The organism is Sphingobium sufflavum (genome assembly GCF_021403115.1).
Classification (GTDB): domain Bacteria; phylum Pseudomonadota; class Alphaproteobacteria; order Sphingomonadales; family Sphingomonadaceae; genus Sphingobium; species Sphingobium sufflavum.
Genome location: NZ_JAJSSH010000010.1, coordinates 112,024 through 135,840, shown reverse-complemented (window position 1 = coordinate 135,840; position 23,817 = coordinate 112,024). Strand labels below are relative to the sequence as shown.

Below are 23,817 nucleotides of genomic sequence, written 5' to 3'. Positions count from 1 at the left end.
AAACTTGGTGGGTTACAAAGCTGTCGATCTGCGCGCACGGACGCGCCAAAACAGGCGGCGCGCCTGTAAGATGCAAGCCACCATAAACACGAGCAGGCATATATTCCGGTATTCTCGGGTTGTGGTGCGCGGGCTGGCGCCGATGTAAAGTTCGGGTCCACTCTCGTCGATCATACGCTTATAGAAGCGGATACGGTCGCGCATCTTCCAGTCCTGCCTGCAGTCAGCCAAAGGGTCAGATTCCAGGCAAGACTTTGTGTCGCGCATAGACACATCAGCCATGGCAATCGCTTCGTTCCAATGGCGCTCCTCAACTGCGATGTCATGAGCTGCGTTTATTTCGGTATTTTCACCTCGGCGGTGCAGGTCAAGTTGCAACGATCCAGCAGCAAGCCCCGAACCTATCATGAGCCAGAGAGAAACTGATTTCCACGCTGGCCTACAGCCTGTCTGGTTCATTCGTCAAAGCCCACTCGGCACATCCCGTTCGCCTCGCGTTAACCAATAATTATAAGCGAGCGACAGCATAGCGGCCATTTGGAGAACAATGTGTACTTGAAAAACCCGGCGTGCCGCCCCGGTTGCAATCCATGTTTAGTAGAATGCGCTATCCTTCCTGCGCGGCTCCGATACTGGAGCGCCGAGATCGATCAGCTTTGCCAGTCTGCGTCACTTGACCCGAACTCAATCGCAACCCGCCAGCAGCTTGAATCTGCCTTAGCTGTTCATGCAGATTTGTCGCGACGGCTCGCGGCCAGTCCGCGAAAGACGTTCCAGCGACCATCTCATTCTGGGCGAGACGAAGCATGTCAGTGAGCTGGTCGGGGCCTAATTCCAAATCCTCGTCCGCGTAATCGTCATCCACGAATATTTCGGACAGACGACACTCGTAAGCCCGTGCCAGCTCTGGGAGGCGGCTGGACGGGATGTTGCTCTTGCCCTTTTCCCAACGCGAAAGCTGGCTGTCTGACGCCTCGATCCTCTCCGCCATTTGTTCGAGCGTGAGGCCAAGGCGGTCTCGGAATTCAGCAAGGCGGATCTTCATCCTCCGAAAATTGCATGCCGTGCTGCCCGTCACCACGGCAGGATATGCAATATGGAGATTGACCGTATATTGCATATTATGCAATTCCGTCCCGATGAAGGACGAAATGACCCTCCGCGAATGGCTTGAACAGCCGGGAGAAAACGCGACACGTCTGGCCAATAAGTGCCGATGCGCGCCGTCTACCATCACGAGAGCCGCAAAGGGTGAAGTGATCCCCGGCCGGGCGCTGATGGTGAAGATCATGCATCACACCGGCGGCAAGGTTCCACCAAACAGCTTCTACGGCGTGGCCGACCAAGCTGCGCACACGTCCTGATGTCGGGGCGGGCTTCCATTCCATGCATGGAACAATTGCACGCGCGCGCGCGCGAATTCAACCGCTTTGCGCGCGTCGGAATGGCGCAAAATGTCCCAAATCCGGACTTCTCGTCCCGTCGTCGTCGCGCCCGGTGCGCGACCCATCCCAATCGTGTCCTGCCTAGGAGAGTGGAATATGGACCTCGCAATTTGGTGCGCGTCGCTCGGCGCTAGCGCGCTGGCCTACGGCATAGGCTGGTTGGTCGGCGTCCGCGCCAATCGACGCATGCAGGCAGACGCCGAACCCCATCTTTACCCCGAAGACGAGTGGATGCGGTGAGCGGCTGGCCCTTCGGCGAGCTGCAACCGCTCGGCTATGACCTCATCCTCGCCGATCCGGCCACGCGGTTCGAAACCTATTCGGCCAAGGGTGAAGGCAAAAGCCCGCAGGCCCAGTACGGCACGATGACATGGGAGGAGCTGGCGGCGATGCCCGTCGCCCAGTTGGGTCGTGGCGACTGCATCCTGAAGATGTGGGCGTGCTGGCCGACGCTGCGTCAGTCCTTGCAACTGCTCGACGACTGGGGGTTCCGGTACGTCACGGGCGGCGCGTGGCACAAGCGGACGAAGCACGGGAAGTCGGCGTTCGGCACCGGCTATGTCCTGCGCAGCGCCTGCGAGCCTTATCTGATCGGCACGCTGGGCAGTCCGGCGACCGCCAACAACCTGCGCAACATCATCGAGACGGAGGAGTTGCACGTCATCGACGCCGAACGGCGCGAGCATAGCCGCAAGCCGGACGAGCAATATGACTATTGCCAGCGGATGGCGAAGAACGGCGTCCGGTTCGTCGAGCTGTTCGCGCGCCAGCGGCACCCCGGCTGGGACGCATGGGGCCATGAGGCGGACAAATTCGTCGCCGGTGCAGCCGCATGATTAGCTGCCCCTTCACCCGCGACGCCGTGCGCCTGATGCTGCCCGTCGTCCGCTGCGACGCCACCATCGCGCGCCGCGTGTCCAACACCGCCTACCGCGTCAGCCCGTCGGATGTCCGCGCGCTGCGTCAACGGCCCAGATAAGCAGACAGGGGGACCATATGTCCGAAGGGAATATCGCGGCGGACCAGCTTCGCCTGCTCATAGAACGCATCGAGCGGCTGGAGGAGGAGAAGAGAGGGATCAGCGACGACATCAAGGACGTCTATCTTGAGCTGAAGGCGACCGGATATGACGTCAAAACGGTGCGCGCTGTCGTTCGCCTCCGCAGGCTGGAGAAGCATGTTCGGCAGGAAGCCGAGGCGCTGCTGGACACCTACAAGGCGGCGCTGGGTATGGACGGACCCGCAGAGCCTACGCCGCGCATGTTCGAGGCGCATGATGGGCGGCCGGTGCCGGACCGCCCTGCCCCTGCCCCCTCGGCCAGCAATGCCGAGCTGTTCACGACCGCGCTCAGTCTCGTCATAGACCATCAAACCGCGTCGGCGAGCTGGCTCCAACGGCAGTTGAGGATAGGCTATAACGCCGCCGCCCGGCTGATCGCAGAATTGGAGACGCGCGGCGTCGTCGGCCCGCCCAACCATGTCGGCAAGCGTGACGTGCTGATCCCCCCCAACGGCGAGGCCCATCCCGCGCTGGCCCTCATGGTCGAGCGATATAATGCTGATATGGCGGCCAAAGGATTGCCAGTGTCCGCCTCGATCGCTGAGTCCCGGTCATGAACCGGCGCCACGCGCTCGTACGGCGACTGGTTGCGGACGGGCGGCTCTCACCTGACGCCCTGCCGTCGACTGTCGATCCCAAAGCACAGTTGCGCGCTCTCGGTCGACTGCCGGTCGGCGAGAAGAACCAGACCGAGCAACGCTATGAGGATGAGGTTCTGCGCCCGCGCCAACTCGCGGGCGAGATCGTCTGGTATCGTTTCGAAGGTATCAAGCTCCGGCTCGCCGACAACACGTTCCTCGAAGTGGATTTCCCCGTGATGCTGGCCGACGGCACCATGGAGCTGCACGACGTCAAGGGTTCCGCGGCGATCATCGAAGAGGACGCCAAGGTGAAGATGAAGGTGGCGGCAAGCCTCTACCCGTTCGTCTTCCGCATCGCGATCCCCAAAGGACGGCGAGGCGGCGGCTGGACGGTCGAGGAAGTCGGCCCCGCCAAGGTCGCGCCACACTCCGGGGCATCCTGACCATGTCGTGGGAAGCCGAACATTGGGCGCGGCAGCAGCGCACCGGAGATCCTGTGACCAAGGCGGTGCTGGTCGGCATCGCCAACTGGATGAACCCGCGCGGAGATGAGTGCTTCGTATCGGTGAGGCGCATTGCCGACGAGGTCGAGGTGTCGACCCGGACCGTGCAGCGCCACATACTCCGGCTGGAGGAAATCGGGTTGTTGGAGCGCATCGAGCGCCAGCGCGAGGACGGCGGGCAAGGGTGGAGCGCCTTCAGGTTCCCGACCTATAAGCCCGTGAAGGTTTCGCATGTGGACCCCCCTGTCATTTTGTCGAGGCCCCGTGACAATCTGTCGTACCCCCCTGACGATGTGTCGTACCCCCCTGACGATTTGACGCAGGGGGGACGACAACCGTGTCATGGGGAGGGTGACACTGCTGTCACCCCAGAGAGTGAGGAAAGGAATAAGGTTAAAGCCCCCCTACCCCCCAAGGGGGGCGGTGATGGGAAAGCCGAGCATGAAAGGGCGAAACGGGATCGCGGCGAACGCATATCCGAGACATGGGAGCCGCCCGCCATTGCGGACCTGCCGTCGGCCGTAAGGGCCAAGGCGCGCCAGTGGCCGGACGGGGCCTATCATGCGGAGGCCGAGGCGTTCCGAGATTACTGGCTGGGCGAAGGCCGGGCGGGTGCGCGCAAAATGGACTGGAACCGGGCGTGGTACAATCGGATCAACGAAGCCACGGCCCGCGTCCTGCGTGATGCGAAGGCAGGCGTGCGCTTCGAACCGCCGCCGGTGAGCAGCGGCAACGGAATCCGCCCGACGCTCGACACCAGCGGGGAGTGCGACAGCGCGCGCGCCATCCGGGCGCAGATCGCAAAAGCGGTCCCCAAGGCCGAGTTTGCAATCTGGTTCGAGCCAACCCGTCTCGACGTCAATGGCACCACGCTGACCGTCACAGCGCCGAGCGACATGATGAGCAGCTATCATCGCAGCAACTTCGACATTCCCATCCGCCGTGCGCTCGCCGCGGTGCTGGGCAAGGGCGCAGACCTGCGCTGGCGCGTCGAAAGACCAGCGCAATGAGCCGTCCCTCCGACGAGGTCCGGGCGCTGGCCGCTCGCGTGTCGATCGACATCGCCGACGAGCGCCGTCCGGAGGTGCGGGAGGCGCTGGAAGACAAATGGCATGAGCTTCTGGCGCTGGCGGATCGCATCGATCAGAAATGGCCCACGGCATGACAGCGCGACGCCGGCGCAACCGTACATGGTCCGAATTCGAGTGCGAGGAAGCCTTGGCCCGCGCGCTGGCCCGCCAGCAACAGGCGGCGGAACATGGCAATCCCCTCTACCAGACCGAGGCGCAAGAGGAGGTCGAACGGTGGCGGGGCGAGTTGGCGGCGGCGCGATCCCGCGAGAGGAGGATGTAGCGTTTACCGTTGATCGAATGACATGCCCGCGAGCGCCATAACTTCAGTCGTCGTTCGACCCTACTGACGGGTTGGCATCATCGATTAGGCGCTGAATGCAGCCAATTGACGTGTCGTCCTCAAGCACGAGCATGGCCCCACAGTGACAGCTCACTGACTTCTGCAACCTGATAATTCGATACGGCACACTGATTTCCAACCCGCATTTCGGGCAGTCAACCTGCGCTTCAATGTCGTCGAGTTCACCTGGCATGGGCCGATGTTACGAATGTTTTCCGGCCAAGTCACCCACGGGTAATTCCGGTTCACGTAGCCGCTCGGCCCATCATCCTTTCAAACATGCAATTTCAATGACTTAACATGTTACACCTAAGACATTTTCGAGATAGTTCATCTATCCATCTGAAAATGCTTGCGTAACACCGATCAGACGCGCGATGATTCTTGCGCATCAGCGTGCAGGGTGGGCAGTGACCGAGCGAAAGAAGCCGAAGAAGGCTTCCCGTCCGAAGAAGGCCGGGCAGGCCAAGAACGCTGCCACGCAGCGGCTCTCCATGCAGCAGGAGAGGTTCGTTCATGAATATCTGAGCGACCCGGAGCTGAACGCCACCGCCGCCTATGCCCGCGCGGGCTATCGGGCCAGCGGGCAAGCCGCCCGCACCGCTGCGTCGCGCCTCCTGCGCCAGCCTGCGGTAAAGGCCGCCATCGCAGCGATCCGGGCGAAGGACGCCGCCAAATTCGAGATCACGCGCGAGCGTGTGATGCAGCAATATGCCTATCTCGCATTCTCTGATCCGCGCCAGTTCTTCAATGAAGACGGCACGTTCAAGAATGTGACGGAGATGGATTACGGCACCGCCGTATCGCTGACGCGGTTCAAAATTCGGGAGGAGTTCGACGGGGTTCCAGCAAAGGAGGAGCTGGAAGGACAACCCCATGGCGGGGCGCTGAAACGGCGGCAAGCCACCGATGCAGCGACAGGGCAGGTCGTCGAAATTGCGTGGCACGATCAAAAATCCGCCCTCGACAGCATCGTCCGGCTGCAAGGGTGGCTGAAGGAAGGCAAGCCCGACGGCAGCGAGGGGAACCCGCTGCACATGATCGTCCAGGACATGCAGGGCCGTGGCAGCGCCCTCACGCCGGCGTCCACCTGTGATGACGGTGATGACGAATGAGCGTGATGAGCCACGACTTCGTGCCCAGCAACGATGTGGAGCTGGAGCAATGCCTGGCGGACCCGATGTGGCGCGTCTGTTCCGGCCAGCTCTATGTCATCATGACGAAGGACGACGCCATGGCGGACGGCACCAGCGTCATGCCGTTCCGACCGAACCGGGCACAGCGCCGCCTGATAAAGCGCCTTTGGTTCCGCACGCTGATCCTGAAAGCCCGGCAGTTGGGTTTCACCACGCTCATCGCGATCATGTGGCTCGACCATGCCCTGTTCAACCCGAACCAGCGGTGCGGCATCATCGCCCATGAGCGTGAGGCGGCGGAGAGCATCTTCCGCGACAAGGTCAAGTTCGCTTACGACAACCTCCCTGCGGCGCTGCGCGCTGTCATGCCGCTGAAGAAGGACAGCGCGACCGAGCTGCTCTTCGCCCACAACAATAGCAGCGTGCGCGTCGCCACATCGATGCGCGGCGGCACCATCCACCGCCTGCACATCTCCGAATTCGGCAAGATATGCGCGAAATACCCGCAGAAGGCGCGCGAGGTTCTCACCGGCTCACTCCCGGCCGTGCCCAAGGATGGCATCGCCATCATCGAAAGCACTGCCGAAGGACAGGGCGGCGCCTATCACGAGATGGCCACCAAGGCGGAGGAGCGGTCCCAGATCGACCGCCCCCTGACCATCCGCGAATGGCGCTTCAATTTCGAGCCGTGGTGGAAGAACGAAGATTATCACATGGACCCGGCGGGGGTCATCATCACCGCCAAGGAACATGAATACTTCGACACCGTGGAAGCCGCGTGCCGCACCACGCTGAGCCTGCGCCAGCGCGCATGGTACATCGCGACCCGCGATAGTGACTTCGCCGGCGACCCGGAGAAGATGTGGCAGGAATATCCTTCCACGTCGAAAGAGGCGTTCCAGCAGTCGACCGAGGGCAAATATTACACGATCCAGCTGGCAACCGCCCGCAGGTCCGGCCGCATCACCACCGTGCCGCATGTCAGCCATGTTCCGGTCAACACATTCTGGGACATCGGCAACCGCGACGGCACCGGCATATGGACGCATCAGCACGTCGCGCCCGCCCACCGCTTCCTCAATTACATCGAAGATCACGGCATGCCGTTCGATCACTATGTCAAGGAGCTGGAGGCGCTGGGCTATCTCTGGGGCACCCATTATCTGCCCCACGACGCCGACCACAAGCGCCAGCTCGCCAATGTCGTCGCCGCGCCGATCGACTTGCTGCGCCAGTTGCGCCCGACCTGGCGTTTCGAGATCGTTCCCCGCGTCGCGGAGGTTACGCACGGCATCAACCTGATGCGGACGAAGTTCAGCCAGGCGTGGTTCGATGAAAGCGGCTGCGCGCTCGGCCTCCAGCGGCTGGCCAATTACGGCAAGGAGCGCGACGAGCGCCTCGCCGTCTGGAAGCCGACCCCCAAGCACGACGAGAACAGCGAAGGCGCCGACGCCATCCGCCAGTGGGCGCAGGGCTGGGAAGAGCATGCCGTCACCGCTGGCACCCGACCAACCCGCAAACGCAGATCTGGAATGGCATCCTGACATGACAACCCGTCAATACGCTCTCGACCTCACGCGCTATCATGGCCGGTTCCGCCACGGCGACATAACCGTCTATGCGACATGGTTCGGCGACGAACTGCACCCCTGCCTCGTCATCGTGCCCACCCACATGGAGGGCCACGAAAAGGTGACGCCATGCGTCGTCATGCAGCGCAACGCGTGGATATGGACGGAGGAGATCGGCGAACCGCGTCACGCCGTCCGCACGTCATTCCAGTTCTGCCAGCACCTTCGCATCACGCCGTCGCCGCAGATGTGCATCCGCATCACGTCGATCATCCGCGACCATCTGGGCGACCTCCTCACCATCCCCCCCGCCCCCTTCGAGCGCGTGGTCGTGGCGGACGCCGTCCGCATCGACAGCGACGGCAAGGAGCATCACGCCGAGGTGACAGACCGTGTTTGACGACGCCAATACCGCGCAGGGGCCTGAATTCGGCGTCGTGCGCCGGAACAACCCCGAAGAGCGCCTTCACGCCAATGGCAACAACATGCTGCCAGTCAGCGCGCGCGGCGGCACCCAGTCCGACCTGGACGGCTGGCAAGGCATCCATCTCCATCGCCGCCTGATCGGTTACTATCAGCGTGAGCTGGAGCGCCAGAGCGAGAACCGGGCGGAGATGGCCGAAGACGAGGCCATGTACGACAATGACCAGTGGAAGGATGAGGACAAGCGCATCCTTGCCGACCGGGGCCAAGAACCGCTGGTCTACAATGTCATTGCCACCACCGTGAATTGGGTCATCGGCACGGAGAAGCGCAGCCGCTCCGACTACAAGGTGCTGCCGCGCCGCGCCGATGACAGCAAGCCCGCCGAGCGCAAGACGCAGCTCCTCAAATATCTGTCGGACGTCAACCGTTCTCCCTTCCACCGCTCGCGCGCGTTCGAGGACTGCGTCAAGGCGGGCATCGGCTGGCTGGAGGATGGCGCCCAGGACGAGGACGACGGCGAGCCGCTCTACTCCCGTTATGAGGACTGGCGGAATATGCTGTGGGACAGCGCCGCCACCGAAATGGACCTACAGGACGGCCGATACATGTTCCGGTCGAAATGGCTGGATTACGACATCGGGGCCGCACTGTTCCCGAAGCGCCTCCATCACCTGCGTGAAGCCTGCCGCGAGGCCGGGTCCGACGGGTCCGACTGGATCAACGGCGATCAGGCCATGGACGCGCTGGAGGAATCCGTCACGGAGGGTTCGCTGGAAGCGACTGGCGTCAGCCGCGACCGTTTCCGCGCTATCGAATGCTGGTTCCGCATGCCCGTGAAGGTCAAGCGTCTGCGCCGCGGCGACTTCAAGGGCGAGGTCTATGACCCGGATTTTCAACCGCACGTCGATGAGGTGGAGAGCGGCCGGGCCAGCATCGTCGAAAAGGTGATGATGCGGATGCACGTCGCCATCATGACGACGGCCCATCTGCTCTATGTCGGCACCAGCCCGTACCGGCACAACCGTTTCCCGTTCACGCCAATCTGGTGCTACCGCCGCCGCAAGGACGGCATGCCCTATGGCATGATCCGGGGCATGAAGGACATTCAGCGCGACATCAACAAGCGCGCGTCCAAGGCGCTTCACATCCTGTCCACCAACAAGACCATCATGGAAGAGGGCGCAGTCCCGGACATCGATGAGTATTTGGAGGAGGTGAGCCGCCCCGACGCTGTGATTGTGGTGAGGCCGAACAAGCGACTGGACATAAACGCCGACCGCGCCCTCGCCCCTGCCCACCTCGACCTCATGAGCCGGTCCATCATGATGATCCAGACCCAGTCTGGCGTCACCGACGAGAACCTAGGCCGCAGCACCAACGCCACATCCGGTCTCGCCATCGGCAGACGGCAGGAACAGGGCGCGATGGCCACGGCCGGTATCTTCGACAATCTGCGGTTCGCCGCGCAGGTTCAGGGCGAGAAGCAGCTTGCGAATGTCGAGCAGCACATGACGGAGGAGAAAGCCTTCCGCATCACCAACATGCGCGGCACCCACGAATATGCGACGATCAACGACGGTCTGCCGGAAAACGACATTGTCCGCACCAAGGCCGACTTCGTCATCAGCGAGGAGGATTGGCGCGCGTCCGTCCGGCAGGCGCAGGTCGACGAGCTGATCCAGCTTCTCGTCCAGCTCACCCCGGTCAACCCGCAGGTGGCGTTGGTCATGTTGGATCTCACGGTCGAGATGATGGACATCCCCCAGCGCGACGAGCTGGTGAAGCGCATCCGGCAGATCACAGGCATGCGCGACCCCGACGCAGAGGAGCTGACGCCAGAGGAGATCGCCCGGCAGGAGGCGCAGCAGGCCCAGCAGAAGCGCCAGGATGCCCTCACCGACGCGACCATCGCCGACAAGAACGCCAGTGCGCAGCAGAAGGCCGCGCAGGCGCAGCGCCTCAGCGCCGAGACGCAGAAGGCCATAAGCGCGATCGCCGCGGGCAATGTCGGCGCGACCAAGGCGGCGCTGGAGGCCGCGCTCGCCATGCTGTCCGCGCCGGCCGCCGTGCCCGTCGCCGACCAGATCCTGCACGAGGCCGGGATCATGTCCCGGACCGAGCAAGAGGAGGACGCCCGGATTGCGGGCGTCATGGAAGGCGAGGCCCAGCAGCAGGCGGCGGAGCAACAGGCCGCACAGGAGGCCGCCCTCGCCCAACAGCAACCACCCGCGCCGCAGCCAGGCGCTTGACCCACACCCACAGCAAAGGACGCTGACATGAATGGTTTCACCGACGCCGAAAAAGCCCTCCTGACCGAGGAAGAGCTGGCCGGATTGCAGGAATTGGAGAGCGACGAAGCCGACGACGGCCAGCAGGACGATGAAGGCAACGATTCCGACGGCGACGATGGCGAAGATGGCGCGGAACAGTTGAGCGAACAGCAGAAGCTCGATGCAAATGACGCGGAGGCAGACGCCGCCGCTGCGCGTGCTGCCGCCAGCGAAGCCGCAGGACGGGACGACGGCGTAGCCGCAGCCGACGAGGATGACGACGACGATCCCGAACCCGTCATTCCGGCGCTCAAGGATCGCGTCGATCCGAAGGACATCGAAACGAAGCTGGCCGACATCGCCACGCGCGCCGATGCGCTCTCGGACAAGCTCGACGATGGCGACATCACCACCAAGGAGTTCCGGGCGCAGCTCGACGCCTTGAACGAGGAAAAGAACGGCCTCACCAACAAGCTGGCCCACCAGCAGCAGCATGACGAGGGCGTCGTCGCGCGCTGGAATGGTGACGTCGACAAGTTCCTGACCGCCAACCCCGACCTGAAGGCCAACAAAACGCGCCTCATGTCCTTCGACACCGTCGTGCGCGAGGTCACGTCCGACCCGAACAACGGCGGTCTGTCCAACAGGGCGCAACTCAAGTTGGCGCATGCCATCTGGAAGGAGGAAATGGGCATCCCGGCCGCATCGGCACCGGTGCCCAAGGTCGACGGCCAGCGCGAAGAGGAACCGAAGCCAAAGCCGAAGCCCAGCAAGGCCAAGGTGGAGCTGCCGCCGACCCTGCACAATCTGCCTGCCGCCGAGCATGATGCGGATGAGGATGGCAAGTTCGGCCACCTCGACGCGCTCCTGACCCAAGGACGCATGCTCGACTATGAGGACGCGCTGGCAAATCTGTCGAAAGCAGACCTCGAAGATTATCTGGGCCGCGCCTGATCGGGCCGGTTCCGCTTCAACAGAGGGTGGGAACATGATGAAATTCGACGTGCGCGTGGGCGGCCAGCTCCAGATTGGAGACGGCATTATCCTGACGGTAGAGCGAAAGTCGGGCCAGCTCGCGCGCATTTCGGTCGATGCCCCGCCCGCGCTCAAGGTCCGGCTCCTCAATCGGGAGCCGGATCAACCTAACACTGTGTCTTAGGAACGTGTTGCAAGATACTGCCTTATAAGGCAGAAACGGCGGCGCAGCAGAACAGCGCATGAGTGCTCTTTGCGGATTCAACTCCACGAGGGCACATCATGGGTCAGACTGTCATCCCCTTCGGCGATGCCAAGGCGCAGAAGAAGTGGAGTGGCTCTCTCTTCCTCGACACGGTGAAGAAGAGCTACTTCAGCAAGAAATTCATCGGCAGCGATGAAAACAACATCATCCAGCAGAAAACCGAGCTGGAGAGCGACGCGGGCGACAAGATCAGCTTTGACCTGTCCGTCCAGTTGCGCGGCAAACCGACGGCGGGCGACAACCGCGTGAAGGGCAAGGAAGAGAGCCTCAAGTTCTATACGGACGAAGTGGCAATCGACCAGCTCCGCCACCCTGTGTCGGCGGGCGGCAAGATGACGCGTAAGCGCACCATCCATAATCTGCGTCAGATCGCGAAAGCCCGGCTTTCCGACTATTGGTCGCAGTATATCGACGAACTGCACTTCATCTATCTGTCGGGCGCACGCGGGATCAACGAGGACTTCCTCGAAGACACCGATTACACGGGCCACGCTGGCAACCCGGTCCAGGCACCGGACGGCCAGCATATCCTGTTCGGTGGCTCGGCCACCAGCAAGGCCACCATCACCGCGACCGACAAGATGGACCGCGACCTGGTTGAAAAGGCCAGCGTGCAGGCGCGCATGATGAAGGCCAAAGACCCCAAGACGGCGAACATGCTGCCCGTCGATGTGAACGGGGAGAAGCACTACATCTGCCTCATGTCTCCGTTCCAGGAGCATGACATGCGCACCGGCGCGGGCGCGACCGGCTGGCTGGAAATCCAGAAGGCTGCGGCCGGTGCGGAAGGCCGTAGCAGCCCGATCTTCAAGGGCGGCCTTGGCATGGTGAACAACTGCGTCCTCCACAGCCATGAATCGGCAATCCGGTTCGCGGACTATGGTGCTGGCGCGAACCTGCCCGCCGCGCGCGGGCTGTTCCTCGGCCGTCAGGCCGGTGTCGTCGCCTATGGCACAGCGGGCGGCCTGCGCTTCACCTGGAAGGAGGAGGAGGACGATTACGGCAACGAGCCGACCGTCGTCGCGGGCACCATCATCGGCGTCAAGAAGACGCGCTTCAATGGCAGGGACTTCGGCGCGATGGCGCTCGACACCTATGCCAAAGACCCGACGCAGTAAGGAGCGCAGGACATGGCAACCATTGTATTCTCCCGCTTTGCCCTCGGCACCCGGACCCCGCCGCGCCCCCAGAGCGCGGGCGCGGTCCACGTCGCGAAGTTCCCGTACACGTTCACCACCGCTCTTCCCGCCGGTGCCATCCTGGAACTGGGCGTCCTGCCTGAATTCGCGCATATCGTGGACTATAAGCTGGTCCCCGAAGGCGCGTTTGCGGGCGTGACGTGCAGCGCAGGCATCATGACGGGCGAAGTGGGCGTGCAGGACAACGCCCGCGACGCCGGTACGGAGCTGTTCGCCGCAGGGACCGCGCTGGACGCCCTGAAAGACCCGGCCAAGATCGACGCGCTGGTCCTGTCGGCGGTCGCCACGCCGCGCGGCATCGGCCTCAAGTTCAGCGGCCAGGTCGCGGCCGACCCGGCCAAGAAGGTGAACCTGATCCTTTTCTACGCCCAGTAGAAAGCCGAACCGGCAGGTCGCGCCGTTTGCGACCTGCCGGTTTCCCCTCGTCATCCGCCGCAAGGAGCTTCGCATGCTCATCGAATCCATCATCAAGCGCCCTGAGGGCACGAAGGTCGAGTTCGACACCAAAACCTATCATTTCAAGCCTGACGACGACGGCCGCCATGTTGCCGAAGTCGAGGAAACCGACCACATCTCGCGCCTGCTCAGCATCCGTGACGGCTTCCGTCCCGCCAACGGCGAGGTTGCCGCACTCGTCGGCGGTCTTGGCGAGCAGTTCGACGGCCCCTATTTCATCGTGCGCGGCCCGCAGGATGCCCGCGCTCTTACCCATTGGGTGCAGTCGATCCCCGAAATGTCCGATTTCGATCAGTTCGACCAGATGCTGCTGGTCGACAAGATCGCGCTCGGCGAGGCCAGTCTGGGCGACTTTCCAATCGTGGAATTCGTGGAGCCGCCCGCGATCCCCGATCCTGCTTCGCCTCCTGGCGAGTTCGCTCCGCCGCCGTCCGAAACCTCTCCTCGGCCGCCGGCGGACAACACCATTCTTCCTATCCATGGCCAGCACGACGGGGGCGGCGCTGAAACCGGCGATGCCGGGGATGCTGGCGATGGCGGCGCCGACGCAGCGGATGGCGTCGGCGCCGAATCCACGGACGAGGATGAGGGCGGCGAAGACGGCGGTCTCGACCGTGAGGCGCTTGCCAAGGAATATGACGAACTGTTCGGTCATCGTCCCAACGGCAAGTGGAAGCCCGACAAGATCAAGGCCGTCCTCGACGCCAAGAAGGCGGAGGGCTGATCCATGGGGATGGCGTCGCATATCCTCGACCGCGCGCGGCGCATCATCCTCGACGAAACGAGTGTGCGCTGGCCGCTCGTTGAGCTGTGCATGTGGCTCAACGACGGTCAGCGCGAAATCGTGCTGCACAAGCCGTCGGCATCGAGCGAAAATCGCGTGATCCCCCTGTTGGCGGGCACCTGGCAGCAGATACCCGACGACGCGCTGTCTTTGCTCCGCATCGTTCGCAACATCACCGCCGTCGGCGATGCACCGAACCATCTGCGCACCGGTGGTTCCGCAATCCGCATCGTGTCCCGCGACATCCTCGACGCCCAGCACCGCGACTGGCACGACAGCAATGTCCTCCCGTTCAAGCAGGCCGTGAAGCACTATATCTATGACGAGGAAGATACGCGCAGCTTCTACGTCTATCCAGGCAACACCGGAACAGGCAAAATCGAAGCAGTCTTGTCGACGGTGCCAGCCGCTATCGCAGTTGCAGAGGACGACGAACCGGAAGAGATTGCGTCCTACGAAATCAATCTCTCGCTGCCGGACATCTACATCTCCGCCCTCGTCGATTTCGTCTGCTATCGCGCGTACAGCAAGGACTCGACTTACGCAGGCAATGGCCAGCGTGCGACCTTGCACTATCAGCAGTTCGCCACCTCCGTCGGTATCAAGCTGAACAAGGAGATGCTAAACAGCCCTAACCGTTCACCCGGCATCAAGAGCGAAGCGACGGGGCCAGTCTGATGGCCGATCCAACGGACTTCTTCCGCTGGATTTTGCCCTCTGCGACGACTGCGCCTGAACCAACGGTCAGCGCCCACGTCATCGATGCGGCGCAGGATTTTTGCAAGCGCACGCGGTGCTGGCGCAGCCGGCACAGCATAACGCTCGACGGCACCGAAACCGATATCCCCTGCACGCCCGAAGATGCCGTCCTGATCGACATCGAGAGCAGCGCGTTCGATGGCCGCCCCCTCGGCAAGACGCGCTATTCAGATGCCGAGTTCGGCGACGACGGCATGCCGTGGGCCATCACTCAACGCAGCCCGGCTGCTTTACAGCTTGTCCCCCGCGCCCAGCCGGGCAAGCTGGAGCTGAGCCTGTTCCTCATGCCCGCGCCCTTGGCGGATGAGCTTCCCGACTTCCTGCGCGACCTTCACGGCCGCGACATCGCCAACGGCGCGCTGGGAACGCTGCTGGCAATTCCGAACCAGCCGTTCAGCAACCCGGCTCTCGCCGCGCACCACATCAGCCTGTTCGAACGGGCGATGGATAAGGGCTTCAACCTCAGCATCCGAGGCCAGCAGCGCGCGCCAGCGCGTGCCAAATCCCGTTTCATGTGAGGTCCGCGCGAAGTGACGCTCAAGCTCAAGAACAACAGCCGTTCCAGATTGTCGGCGTCCATCTCCGCTGCCTCCACCACGATCATGGTGCAACTGGGCCACGGCGTTCGCTTTCCCGCCACGCCGGACGTCGGCGACTGGTTTCCCCTCGCCCTCGAAAACCATAGCGCCCAGATCGAATATCTGCGCTGCACCGGCAGGATCGGCGATGCGCTGACCGTCGTGCGCGGACAGGAGGGTAGTGAGCCGCGTGCCTATAGCGCGGGCGATGCGGTCGAGCTGCGCCTGACCACCGCCGCGCTACAGGAACTGGTGGCCGTCGGGGGCGAGGTCGGCTTCACCTATGCGGATGGCACGCCCATCGATGCGCTGCGCCCGGCGCAGGCCGGGGCAACGAACACCGCCCTCCCCGGCACCGCCATAGGCACGTCGAGCGTCGCGATCATGGTGGAGGATCTCGCCCAGGCGAAAACCGACATCGACGGTCTGTTCAACACCTATGGAAGCACCGCCAGTGCCGCAGCCAGCGCGAGCGCCGCGGCGACCAGCGCATCCACGGCGCAAATCGCCAAGGACAACGTCACCGCCGCTCTCGTTCAGGCGACCGCCGCGCGCGACGCCGCGCGCGACGCTGAGGATGGCGCCATCGAAGCGGCCAATGCATCGGCGCAGAGCCAGACCAACAGCACGGGCAGCGCGTCCAGTGCCGCAGGGTCCGCGTCGGTCGCCATCAACAAAGCATCGGAGGCTGGGACCAGCGCATCCAGCGCGAGCGGGTCGGCGAATGTCGCGAGCAGCAAAGCCGATCAGGCGGCCGGATCGGCATCCGCCGCATCGACCAGCGCATCTAGTGCGGCCACGCAGGCGAGCAACAGCGGCAACAGCGCGAGCGCGGCGCAGCTCAGCCGGATCGCCGCTGAAAGTCATGCCTCTGGAAACCTCGTCGCCAAGCCCACGGCGAGCGACGGCCTGAAAGGCAAGTGGGACGCCGCATGGACCACCGTCGTTACCGATGTGGCGGACCTGCCGCCAGACGGATCGACCCACTGGTTCAAGGGAATCAACCGCGACATTTACGAGCGGGACTGGCGTGAGGGAAATTACGCCAGCCGCAAGTTGCGCGTGCGCTGCTACGCGCGAACGTTCGCCTTTCCGATGCTGATCGGGGTCGCGACGCAGAATGCGGCCGGCACCATCACCTTCGTCATCCCGCAGGCAACGACAACGAACGTCTGGACGTCGGTCGACTATCTCATCACCACGCCGTCGGATGCCGTTCGCATCATGCCGCTCGTTGTCTCGAACGGCCCGTGGAATGACCCCACACATGACGCACAATGGTCTGGCCTGACGATCAGGGACGTGACCGAGAGCGAGCTGGCAGCGCAGGGGGCGTCTGCCGCCGCAACTTCCGCGAGCGCCGCCTCAACCTATCGCGACGATGCCGGTTCGAAGGCCGCCGCCGCGCTTGTATCGGCGACGAACGCGAACACCTCCGCCGGGCAAGCCAGCACGTCGGCTGGGCAGGCCAGCTCCAGCTCCAGCAGCGCCGCCGGTTCCGCCAGTCTCGCCAGCAGCCATGCGTCCAACGCAGCCAACAGTTCAAATTCGGCAGGGATCAGCGCGGGCGCGGCAGCGGGCAGCGCCTCAACCGCGACGACGCAGGCCGGATTAGCGTCCCAGTCCGCCCAGTCCGCTACATCATCGGCGGTCACCGCGCGGATAGCAGCGTCCGTTTCGCGGCCGTCGGGCTTCTCGCCGGCGGAAAGGCCATTCTGGATTTACGACGAAACCACGCAGGATTCTGCCGGAGCCGCCGCCTACGCCGACAATTATTTCGGGCCAGCCGAATATCCGGTCTTTGCGACCCAGCCGTTAGCTACGAATGTCCTAGCTCAGCGCGCGCCCTTCGTGCCCATTACTGGCCATCGCTACCGCGTGACAGTGCAGCTCGCCCGCGTCATCAACGCGACGAATGGCGTTGCGTCCGTGCATTTTGTGGGCTTCTGTCTCGCCCATGGCGATGGCAATTTCACCTATGAGACGCTCGGCATCGACGGCGACGCCCTTCCCTTCCAGACCTTTGTTACGCGGTCGTTCGAGTGGCTGTGCACCGGCAGCTATGCATGGGGGCGTCCCCGAATCCACTGTAACTGGAACTCTCCTTTCAGCAACGCGGTTTTCCATGTACGCTCCCTCGACTTCGACGACATCACGTCGGAGAAGGCCGCGCAGGACGCCGCTTCCGCTGCATCGACATCCGCGTCCACCGCCTCCACCAAGGCAGGCGAGGCCGGAAATTCCGCCCTCGCTGCACAGAACAGCTCGACCACCGCGGCGACCTCGGCCGGACAGGCCAGCACATCGGCAGGGCAAGCCAGTTCCAGCGCGAGCGGGGCAGCTGGATCCGCCTCCGCCGCGCTGAGCAGTTCCACGTCGGCCCAGTCTCACCGTGACACCGCAAACTATTGGTCAGGGGTGTCGCAGAACGCGGCGGCGGCGGCGGCCGGCAGCTCCAGCACCGCCGCGTCTCAGGCATCTGTCGCGACGGAACAGGCGAGTTCAGCGCGCACCAGCTCCATCCTCGCCGCCAGTATATCGCTCGGCTCCCTCAATCCCAATCCGGGCTTCCTGAACTTTCCCGACGACACCGCATTCCCGGCCGACTGGGAGGATTGGGGTTTCGGCTGGCTGGCGCAGCGCATCACGGGCGAGAACGGAGTTGGATATGCGCTGCGGGATGCCGCCGCCGCCAACCAGACCGTGGGGCACAAGCAGGAGCAGCCCAGTGCGCTCCGCAGCATACGGCCATTCCAATGGCTTGTGGCAGAGGTGCATGCAAAACTGATCGCAGGCACCCTCGAAGGCGCCGGCTGCTATGTGCAGTTCCTCAACAGCGGCAATGGGGGCGTTGGAGGTGACGGCGTCAATATGTACGCTGATCCCGATTCCACCGGGTCCGCTCCTGGCGCAGGACAGGTAGGCAAGGTTTATCGGTGGAGCCAATTGATCCAGGCGCCTGCAAACGCCGATCGGGCCGTTATCGTCAGGATGACGAACTGGGAAGGATGGACCGGTTCGCAGCCTGCCAAGACCCTCGACTGGTATCGCTGCGCCCTTCGTCCCGCCACTCTGGAGGAAATCCGCGACCAGACGGTGCTCGCACCGCTCTATTCACAGGTGCAGACCAACGCGGGTGTTCTCGCCGGAGTGAACGGACGAACGCAGGCTTATCTTGAAAACGTCGTGGAGGCAGGTGGCAACCGGGCGGTCATGCGTTCCACCGCGAGCGGTTCCGGCTCGCTTATCGGCCTACGCGCCAAGTCCATTGCCCTGGGCGATGATGAGGATGTCCTCGTCATCGCGGGCGGCAAGGCGTATTTCCTTGGCGACCTCATCGCGCGCAGCATCAAGACCGATCATCTGGATTATGAGGCGGTCACGACGCCGCTGATCGCGCCCAACAGCGTCAGCCTCATCACCACCAGCTATAGCACCGCAAATCATTGGAGTGCTGGTCGCAGTTACCCCGGCGGGTTCGATGAGTGGGGGAATGAATATCCTCCGCACGACGCGACGATCCTACTCACGAGTCATTCGGTCTATTTTGAGTTTGCTGGCACGCTGTACGTAACTGGGAAGGTCCGGCAGAGCTTTGCGTCGGGCTGGCGTTGGTTTCGTGTTTCGGCGCGGGTCAACGGGGCTGAAGTTGATTTCACCGATGGCTCTGGCTCGATGCAGGACGGCATGCCTGTGCTTGGACAGGCTGAAATCGCCGCGAACACCTGGGCTACCGTCGAACTGCGGGCCGAAGGCGATGCCGACATCTTCTATCCCGCAGGCGTCTCGAAGGTCATGAGCGACCGGAGGTACAAATAATGAGCCGGTTCCTCTATCTGGGCGTGCCGGGCGAGGTTCCGCGCACAGCCCTCGACCTGACGCCCCACGCCATGTCGCACCTGCAAGCCGGAGAGGTCGCAGTCGAAGCCGACGATATAGGCGCCTATGTGATCGCGGAAGATGGAGAGAGCCTGCTCCCCTTCGTCGCGCCGCTGGCGCAGCAGAAGGTCGATATGTGGCTGTCCGTGCAGCTTAAACGGGCGACCGTGATCGATTCGGGCATAGACGTGCCCGGCATCGGCGTATTCGACAGCGATCAGGAAGCCCGTGACAATGTGTCCGGCGCGGCGGCGGGCGCGACAGCCGCGCTCCTCCTCGACCTGTCCTTTGCAACGACCTGGACGCTGAAGGACAACAGCCGCGTCCCCCTCACCGCCCAGCAGATCATCACGGTCCATCTGACCGGGCTGGCGTTCATCGACGCCGCGCACGGGCGAGCCAGCGACCTGCGAGCGTCGATCGATGCCGCGACGACGCAAACCGAACTGGATGCCGTCGACATTGAGGGCGGCTGGCCGGGATAGGCTTCCTCACATTCGATAGCCGGGTCACTGCCTCCCGGCCATCGCGGACAACCCGTCAGGCAGAACGGAAGGCAAGACATGACCAGCGCAAAAATACCCACCCTTGAAGAGATGCGGCAGATCATTGCCGAGGACGATGCGAAGAAGGCGGCAGAGCATCTCGCCACGGTCGCGGCTGAACGGCAGGCCATCCGCGAGTTCCTCGCCGATCCGGCCGTCTCGGCGTTTTCGGAGAAGCTGGTCCAGCTCGACGGACTGGAGGACATGGGCGTCCACTTGGCCGCGATTCGGACCGGCCTTTCCGCGATCACGCAGCGCCGTTGATCCGATGAGCATCCGCATTGCGGCCTTCACAGGCGAAATCCCCCGGCTCATTCCCCGGCTGCTGCCCAATAGTGCGGCGCAGGCGGCGGAGAATACGAAGCTGGAGAATGGGGCAATCATGCCTGTTCGCCGCGGGCGCTATGCTCATCATCTCGATGAACCCGCTCAGGCCATATACCTCCATGGCGACGAGTGGCTGTCATGGTCGGTGCCGGTCAATGTTGTACCGGCACCGATCGCAGAGAACAGGCTGTACATTACCGGCGACGGCGTGCCGAAGGTCCGGGCAGCGGGTTCCACCTATCCCCTCGCCCTGCAACGCCCGCTCACGCCACCCGCCGCCGCGCTGGTCAGCGGTTCCCCCGATCCCACGCTGCAACAGACCATCCTCTACGCCTATACGTGGGTGACAGCACTCGACGAGGAGAGCGAGCCGTCGCCGGTCAGCAATCCTCTGCTCTGGAGTCCGGGGCTGGATGTGCAGGTTACGGGGTTCGTCGTGCCCGCCGCCGACCGGGCCATCAATCGCATGCGGATCTACCGGTCGCAGACCAGCGCGTTGGGGGAAACCCAGCTCTATTTCATCGCTGAGCGGGCCGTGGGCATCACGCCGTTCGTCGACGTCATCGCCGACCATCCGTTCGCCGAGCCGCTTGCCTCTCTCGATTACAACACACCGCCTGACGGATTGGCGGGACTAATTGCGCTGCCGAACGGCATCATGGCGGCGTTCGAGGGCAAAAAGCTCTACTTCTCCGAACCATACAAACCGCACGCATGGCCGGAAAAATACATTCTGACCGTGGACTTTCCCATCATGGGTCTGGGCGTCTTCGGCTCGGCAGTGGCCGTTCTGACGCAAGGACAGCCCTATGTCGTCGCTGGCACCAGCCCGGACACAATGTCCATGGAAAAGCTGGAGGTGAACCTGCCCTGCGTATCCGCGCGCGGGATTGTCGACCTAGGCGCTTCCATCGCCTACCCGTCCACGGACGGCCTCGTCGTCATCAGCCAGAGCGGGGCGAACACCATCACGCGCAACCTCATCACGCGCGACGACTGGCTGCGCATGAACCCCTACAGCTTCGTGGCGGGATCGTTCAACGGGCGATACCTGACCTGCTACGCCTTCACAGACGGCGATGGCATTGAGCGCACGGGCATGCTCATCATCGACCTGACCGGAGAAACGCCGTTCATCACGCGCGGAAGCGACAGCGCCGACGCCATGTTCTCCGACACCGCTGGCGGGGCATTATACCTGCTCAAGAACGGCGAAGACATCTATGAATGGGACGCCATATCGACGTCCTATGGCGAGATGTATTGGCGGTCGAAGCGGTTTGTGCTGCCCGCCGACACCAATTTTGGCGCCATCCTGATCGAAGGCGAGAGCGCCATGACCCCGGAGCAGCGCGCCGCGTCGAAGGCGCTGGCACAGGCGATCCGCGAGGCGAATGAAGCCCTCATCGACGGCGACGTCACCGGCGGGACATTTCCATCCATGCCGCTTGGCCTGGTCACATTTGCGGGTTCCCTGCTATCCCCCGTGGACGAATTTGAGCCGTTGTTCCTTGTCACCGTCTATGCCGACGGAAAGCCGGTGGCCGACATCGTCGACATGAACCTGACGTGCCGCCTCCCCGGCGGCTTTCTGGCGCGCACCTGGGAGGTGGAGGTGCGTGGAAACCAGTTGGTGACCGCCATATCCATCGGCGCATCCCCATCGGAACTGGCAGCAGGATGACAATCAGCCCGCAGGAGTTTCGCCAGCTTCAGGAAGTCGTGGGTGTCCTGTCGGGGCGGCAGGGCGACGGCACAAAAGCGGCGATGCGGAAGGGCGACGGCGAAGCATTGCGTGAGTTGATCGCGAAATTGCGAAGTGCGGTCGCATCCCTTGAGCGCGCAGAGCAGGACGAAAATGAGGCTATAACGGCCATAGCGGTCCCTCCGCTTGCCTCCGCACCCATCAGCGCGGCACCCACGCAAGCCGATTTCAACAGCTTGCAAGCAGACGTTGCCCATATTCGGGCAGCCCTGATCGAGATCGTGGCCGCCCTCACATAGCCCCTACCAGCCTTTGGAACTATAGGGCATAGTCGCAAGCATATTCAGTATGATGGTGGGATATGCTGAGACTTCTTCTTAACGATGGGAACGGCCTTATCGCGTGGGCAGAACGGGTGATAGGCATCCGCTTTTTCCCCGATGCGCGTGCTATCGGCTGGGGCGTCAACGACGATGTCGCGGCGCCCGACGCCGACATTCGGGGGGTGGCGGTCTATGACCGGTGGACCGAGACGGATTGCCACGTTCATCTCGCGAGCAACGGCACGGGCCTGTTCGGAGCGAAAGCCTTCCTCGCGGCTGGCTTCGCCTTTCCGTTCGTTGAGGCCGACCGCCGCCGCGTCACCGGCCTCGTCCCCGCAGACAATGCGCGCGCCCTTCGCCTCAACCAGCATCTCGGCTTCAGGCAGGAGGGCGTGATGCGCAACGCTGGCCCCAGCGGACAGGACATCATCGTCCTGGGCATGCTTCGGTCCGAATGTCGGTTCATCCCCCTCGCCTCTCGACAAGGAGTTTCCCATGGGCGGTAGTTCAAGCGCACCCAGTCCCGATCCGCAGATCGGCCAGGCCGCACTGAAACAGGCGAAGCTCGGCGAAGATTGGCTTGCCATCTCCAAGGAGCAGTGGGCGGCCGAGAACAAGCGCAACGACACGATGGCGGAGCTGACCAAGGAGGTCAGCGCCGAGCAGCTCGCCGCGTCGCGGCAGGCGCAGGAATGGGCGTCTGAGGACCGGGCGCGATACAAGTCCGTCTACCAGCCGATGCAGGATGACCTCATCAGCTCGGCCAAGACGTGGGACAGCGCGGAACGACAGGGCAGCGTCGCGGCTGAAGCGCGCGCCGACGTCATCAATAACGCCACCCGGCAGGCCGCCAGCCGCGAACGCACCATGGCCGCAGCGGGAATCAGTCCGACCAGCGGACGCTATGCGGGCGTGGAGCGCGCCGCCGACACCGGCACCGCGCTGGCGGCGGCTGGCGCGGAAAACACCGCGCGATCCGCCGTTCGCAAAGAGGCGATTGCCCTGAAGGGCGACGCCGTGAACATGGGCAACGGCCTGCCCAGCTCGGCAGCGTCCTCGCTGGGCCTCGGCGTGAGTGCAGGATCGACGGCGGCCGGAACCACAGCGGCGGGTAATGCCGGATACACCCAATCGATGGGCGTCCTGCAATCTGGCTACGGCACAGCCATGAACGGTTATGCCGGACAGGCCAGCGCATTGAACGGGCTGTACGGAAACCAGATTCAGGCATGGCAGGCCCAACAGCAGTCGTCGGGCGGCTTCATGAGTGCGCTCGGCTCCATTGCGGGTGCTGGCATGTCGCTCCTGTCCTCCAAGGACTTCAAGGAGGACAAGGCTCCCGTGAAGGGCGTGCTGGCGGCCGTCCGCAAGATGCCGGTGGAGGAATGGTCCTACAAGGAGGGGATCGCCGACGGTGGCCGTCACATTGGCCCCTATGCGGAAGACTTCCACGCCGCCACCGGCAAGGGCGATGGGAAGGTCATTCCCATCACGGATGCGCTGGGCGTCGCGCTGGGAGCCATCCAGGAGTTGGACCGCAAGGTCGACAAGATCCTGCCGCGCGGCAAGTCCACCGAGAAATCCGTGATCCGCAAGGCCGCCTGATCCAAGGGGAAT

Annotated in this window: 29 protein-coding genes and 1 pseudogene; 28 read left to right on the top strand and 2 right to left on the bottom strand. The window is 63.4% G+C overall.

Features of this window, described 5'->3' with window-relative positions; genetic code table 11:
* Positions 1–12: 12 nt before the first annotated feature.
* Positions 13–459 (bottom strand): hypothetical protein, encoded by a 447-nt coding sequence (locus LWE61_RS15095; RefSeq protein ID WP_234151480.1) that lies wholly within the window; start codon positions 457–459, stop codon positions 13–15.
* A gap of 148 nt (positions 460–607) precedes the next feature.
* Entirely contained in the window at positions 608–1,120 is a 513-nt protein-coding gene (locus tag LWE61_RS15090; protein ID WP_234151479.1) for a helix-turn-helix transcriptional regulator, read from the bottom strand.
* A 19-nt stretch (positions 1,121–1,139) separates the two neighbouring features.
* Between LWE61_RS15090 and LWE61_RS15085 the strand changes: the two genes are divergently transcribed.
* From LWE61_RS15085 to LWE61_RS14950, 28 genes and pseudogenes are all read left to right on the top strand, one after another.
* On the top strand, positions 1,140–1,364 hold the full coding sequence (locus LWE61_RS15085; RefSeq protein ID WP_234151478.1) for a hypothetical protein: 225 nt from the start codon (positions 1,140–1,142) through the stop codon (positions 1,362–1,364).
* A 177-nt stretch (positions 1,365–1,541) separates the two neighbouring features.
* A complete protein-coding gene (locus tag LWE61_RS15080) occupies positions 1,542–1,685 on the top strand; it encodes a hypothetical protein (protein ID WP_234151477.1) in 144 nt (47 codons plus the stop codon).
* Complete coding sequence (locus tag LWE61_RS15075) at positions 1,682–2,281, top strand: MT-A70 family methyltransferase (protein WP_234151476.1); 600 nt, start codon at positions 1,682–1,684, stop codon at positions 2,279–2,281. The genes LWE61_RS15080 and LWE61_RS15075 overlap by 4 nt, the downstream gene beginning before the upstream one ends.
* The gene (locus LWE61_RS15070; RefSeq protein ID WP_234151475.1) at positions 2,278–2,424 is read left to right on the top strand and encodes a hypothetical protein; all 147 of its coding nucleotides are present in this window, start codon (positions 2,278–2,280) and stop codon (positions 2,422–2,424) included. The genes LWE61_RS15075 and LWE61_RS15070 overlap by 4 nt, the downstream gene beginning before the upstream one ends.
* 17 nt (positions 2,425–2,441) lie before the next feature.
* Positions 2,442–2,681 (top strand): annotated as a pseudogene (locus tag LWE61_RS15065) (DUF2312 domain-containing protein); the annotation flags it as partial.
* Positions 2,676–3,062, top strand: a complete 387-nt coding sequence (locus LWE61_RS20965; RefSeq protein WP_407696248.1) for a DNA translocase FtsK — start codon at positions 2,676–2,678, stop codon at positions 3,060–3,062. The pseudogene LWE61_RS15065 and the gene LWE61_RS20965, both read left to right, overlap by 6 nt.
* Positions 3,059–3,529 (top strand): hypothetical protein, encoded by a 471-nt coding sequence (locus LWE61_RS15055; protein WP_234151474.1) that lies wholly within the window; start codon positions 3,059–3,061, stop codon positions 3,527–3,529. Before LWE61_RS20965 ends, LWE61_RS15055 begins: the two co-directional genes overlap by 4 nt.
* A 2-nt stretch (positions 3,530–3,531) precedes the next feature.
* A complete protein-coding gene (locus LWE61_RS15050; protein WP_234151473.1) occupies positions 3,532–4,599 on the top strand; it encodes a helix-turn-helix domain-containing protein in 1,068 nt (355 codons plus the stop codon).
* Positions 4,596–4,754: a hypothetical protein gene (locus tag LWE61_RS15045; RefSeq protein WP_234151472.1), complete on the top strand. Its 159-nt coding sequence runs from the start codon at positions 4,596–4,598 to the stop codon at positions 4,752–4,754. Before LWE61_RS15050 ends, LWE61_RS15045 begins: the two co-directional genes overlap by 4 nt.
* Positions 4,751–4,942, top strand: coding sequence for a hypothetical protein (locus LWE61_RS15040; protein ID WP_234151471.1), 192 nt, complete (start codon positions 4,751–4,753; stop codon positions 4,940–4,942). Before LWE61_RS15045 ends, LWE61_RS15040 begins: the two co-directional genes overlap by 4 nt.
* A gap of 470 nt (positions 4,943–5,412) precedes the next feature.
* A complete protein-coding gene (locus tag LWE61_RS15035) occupies positions 5,413–6,117 on the top strand; it encodes a terminase small subunit (RefSeq protein ID WP_234151470.1) in 705 nt (234 codons plus the stop codon).
* Complete coding sequence (locus LWE61_RS15030) at positions 6,114–7,682, top strand: hypothetical protein (protein WP_234151469.1); 1,569 nt, start codon at positions 6,114–6,116, stop codon at positions 7,680–7,682. Before LWE61_RS15035 ends, LWE61_RS15030 begins: the two co-directional genes overlap by 4 nt.
* A 1-nt stretch (position 7,683) precedes the next feature.
* The gene (locus tag LWE61_RS15025; protein ID WP_234151468.1) at positions 7,684–8,109 is read left to right on the top strand and encodes a hypothetical protein; all 426 of its coding nucleotides are present in this window, start codon (positions 7,684–7,686) and stop codon (positions 8,107–8,109) included.
* On the top strand, positions 8,102–10,384 hold the full coding sequence (locus tag LWE61_RS15020; protein ID WP_234151467.1) for a portal protein: 2,283 nt from the start codon (positions 8,102–8,104) through the stop codon (positions 10,382–10,384). Before LWE61_RS15025 ends, LWE61_RS15020 begins: the two co-directional genes overlap by 8 nt.
* A gap of 27 nt (positions 10,385–10,411) precedes the next feature.
* Positions 10,412–11,359, top strand: a complete 948-nt coding sequence (locus tag LWE61_RS15015) for a hypothetical protein (RefSeq protein ID WP_234151466.1) — start codon at positions 10,412–10,414, stop codon at positions 11,357–11,359.
* Positions 11,360–11,393: 34 nt separating this feature from the next.
* The gene (locus tag LWE61_RS15010) at positions 11,394–11,564 is read left to right on the top strand and encodes a carbon storage regulator (RefSeq protein ID WP_234151465.1); all 171 of its coding nucleotides are present in this window, start codon (positions 11,394–11,396) and stop codon (positions 11,562–11,564) included.
* A 98-nt stretch (positions 11,565–11,662) separates the two neighbouring features.
* Positions 11,663–12,763, top strand: coding sequence for a N4-gp56 family major capsid protein (locus LWE61_RS15005; protein WP_234151464.1), 1,101 nt, complete (start codon positions 11,663–11,665; stop codon positions 12,761–12,763).
* 12 nt (positions 12,764–12,775) lie between these two features.
* Complete coding sequence (locus LWE61_RS15000) at positions 12,776–13,219, top strand: hypothetical protein (protein ID WP_234151463.1); 444 nt, start codon at positions 12,776–12,778, stop codon at positions 13,217–13,219.
* 73 nt (positions 13,220–13,292) lie between these two features.
* Complete coding sequence (locus tag LWE61_RS14995; RefSeq protein ID WP_234151462.1) at positions 13,293–14,024, top strand: hypothetical protein; 732 nt, start codon at positions 13,293–13,295, stop codon at positions 14,022–14,024.
* Positions 14,025–14,033: 9 nt separating this feature from the next.
* Complete coding sequence (locus tag LWE61_RS14990; RefSeq protein ID WP_234151461.1) at positions 14,034–14,762, top strand: phage adaptor protein; 729 nt, start codon at positions 14,034–14,036, stop codon at positions 14,760–14,762.
* Positions 14,762–15,361: a phage adaptor protein gene (locus tag LWE61_RS14985; RefSeq protein WP_234151460.1), complete on the top strand. Its 600-nt coding sequence runs from the start codon at positions 14,762–14,764 to the stop codon at positions 15,359–15,361. The genes LWE61_RS14990 and LWE61_RS14985 overlap by 1 nt, the downstream gene beginning before the upstream one ends.
* A gap of 12 nt (positions 15,362–15,373) precedes the next feature.
* A complete protein-coding gene (locus LWE61_RS14980) occupies positions 15,374–19,240 on the top strand; it encodes a hypothetical protein (RefSeq protein WP_234151459.1) in 3,867 nt (1,288 codons plus the stop codon).
* A complete protein-coding gene (locus tag LWE61_RS14975) occupies positions 19,240–19,785 on the top strand; it encodes a DUF4376 domain-containing protein (protein WP_234151458.1) in 546 nt (181 codons plus the stop codon). The genes LWE61_RS14980 and LWE61_RS14975 overlap by 1 nt, the downstream gene beginning before the upstream one ends.
* Before the next feature lie 78 nt (positions 19,786–19,863).
* Positions 19,864–20,109 (top strand): hypothetical protein, encoded by a 246-nt coding sequence (locus LWE61_RS14970; protein WP_234151457.1) that lies wholly within the window; start codon positions 19,864–19,866, stop codon positions 20,107–20,109.
* Positions 20,110–20,113: 4 nt separating this feature from the next.
* Positions 20,114–21,856, top strand: coding sequence for a hypothetical protein (locus tag LWE61_RS14965; protein ID WP_234151456.1), 1,743 nt, complete (start codon positions 20,114–20,116; stop codon positions 21,854–21,856).
* The gene (locus LWE61_RS14960) at positions 21,853–22,176 is read left to right on the top strand and encodes a hypothetical protein (RefSeq protein ID WP_234151455.1); all 324 of its coding nucleotides are present in this window, start codon (positions 21,853–21,855) and stop codon (positions 22,174–22,176) included. Before LWE61_RS14965 ends, LWE61_RS14960 begins: the two co-directional genes overlap by 4 nt.
* A 62-nt stretch (positions 22,177–22,238) precedes the next feature.
* On the top strand, positions 22,239–22,706 hold the full coding sequence (locus LWE61_RS14955) for a GNAT family N-acetyltransferase (protein WP_234151454.1): 468 nt from the start codon (positions 22,239–22,241) through the stop codon (positions 22,704–22,706).
* Positions 22,696–23,805: a tail fiber domain-containing protein gene (locus tag LWE61_RS14950; protein WP_234151453.1), complete on the top strand. Its 1,110-nt coding sequence runs from the start codon at positions 22,696–22,698 to the stop codon at positions 23,803–23,805. The genes LWE61_RS14955 and LWE61_RS14950 overlap by 11 nt, the downstream gene beginning before the upstream one ends.
* The last annotated feature ends 12 nt before the right edge of the window (positions 23,806–23,817 follow it).

Coding starts and splice junctions, on each gene's coding strand:
- LWE61_RS15095 (WP_234151480.1), bottom strand. CDS start 459: ATGAACCAGACAGGCTGTAGGCCAGCGTGGAAATCAGTTTCTCTCTGG.
- LWE61_RS15090 (WP_234151479.1), bottom strand. CDS start 1,120: ATGCAATATACGGTCAATCTCCATATTGCATATCCTGCCGTGGTGACG.
- LWE61_RS15085 (WP_234151478.1), top strand. CDS start 1,140: ATGAAGGACGAAATGACCCTCCGCGAATGGCTTGAACAGCCGGGAGAA.
- LWE61_RS15080 (WP_234151477.1), top strand. CDS start 1,542: ATGGACCTCGCAATTTGGTGCGCGTCGCTCGGCGCTAGCGCGCTGGCC.
- LWE61_RS15070 (WP_234151475.1), top strand. CDS start 2,278: ATGATTAGCTGCCCCTTCACCCGCGACGCCGTGCGCCTGATGCTGCCC.
- LWE61_RS20965 (WP_407696248.1), top strand. CDS start 2,676: ATGGACGGACCCGCAGAGCCTACGCCGCGCATGTTCGAGGCGCATGAT.
- LWE61_RS15055 (WP_234151474.1), top strand. CDS start 3,059: ATGAACCGGCGCCACGCGCTCGTACGGCGACTGGTTGCGGACGGGCGG.
- LWE61_RS15050 (WP_234151473.1), top strand. CDS start 3,532: ATGTCGTGGGAAGCCGAACATTGGGCGCGGCAGCAGCGCACCGGAGAT.
- LWE61_RS15045 (WP_234151472.1), top strand. CDS start 4,596: ATGAGCCGTCCCTCCGACGAGGTCCGGGCGCTGGCCGCTCGCGTGTCG.
- LWE61_RS15040 (WP_234151471.1), top strand. CDS start 4,751: ATGACAGCGCGACGCCGGCGCAACCGTACATGGTCCGAATTCGAGTGC.
- LWE61_RS15030 (WP_234151469.1), top strand. CDS start 6,114: ATGAGCGTGATGAGCCACGACTTCGTGCCCAGCAACGATGTGGAGCTG.
- LWE61_RS15025 (WP_234151468.1), top strand. CDS start 7,684: ATGACAACCCGTCAATACGCTCTCGACCTCACGCGCTATCATGGCCGG.
- LWE61_RS15015 (WP_234151466.1), top strand. CDS start 10,412: ATGAATGGTTTCACCGACGCCGAAAAAGCCCTCCTGACCGAGGAAGAG.
- LWE61_RS15010 (WP_234151465.1), top strand. CDS start 11,394: ATGATGAAATTCGACGTGCGCGTGGGCGGCCAGCTCCAGATTGGAGAC.
- LWE61_RS15005 (WP_234151464.1), top strand. CDS start 11,663: ATGGGTCAGACTGTCATCCCCTTCGGCGATGCCAAGGCGCAGAAGAAG.
- LWE61_RS15000 (WP_234151463.1), top strand. CDS start 12,776: ATGGCAACCATTGTATTCTCCCGCTTTGCCCTCGGCACCCGGACCCCG.
- LWE61_RS14995 (WP_234151462.1), top strand. CDS start 13,293: ATGCTCATCGAATCCATCATCAAGCGCCCTGAGGGCACGAAGGTCGAG.
- LWE61_RS14990 (WP_234151461.1), top strand. CDS start 14,034: ATGGCGTCGCATATCCTCGACCGCGCGCGGCGCATCATCCTCGACGAA.
- LWE61_RS14985 (WP_234151460.1), top strand. CDS start 14,762: ATGGCCGATCCAACGGACTTCTTCCGCTGGATTTTGCCCTCTGCGACG.
- LWE61_RS14975 (WP_234151458.1), top strand. CDS start 19,240: ATGAGCCGGTTCCTCTATCTGGGCGTGCCGGGCGAGGTTCCGCGCACA.
- LWE61_RS14970 (WP_234151457.1), top strand. CDS start 19,864: ATGACCAGCGCAAAAATACCCACCCTTGAAGAGATGCGGCAGATCATT.
- LWE61_RS14965 (WP_234151456.1), top strand. CDS start 20,114: ATGAGCATCCGCATTGCGGCCTTCACAGGCGAAATCCCCCGGCTCATT.
- LWE61_RS14960 (WP_234151455.1), top strand. CDS start 21,853: ATGACAATCAGCCCGCAGGAGTTTCGCCAGCTTCAGGAAGTCGTGGGT.
- LWE61_RS14955 (WP_234151454.1), top strand. CDS start 22,239: ATGCTGAGACTTCTTCTTAACGATGGGAACGGCCTTATCGCGTGGGCA.
- LWE61_RS14950 (WP_234151453.1), top strand. CDS start 22,696: ATGGGCGGTAGTTCAAGCGCACCCAGTCCCGATCCGCAGATCGGCCAG.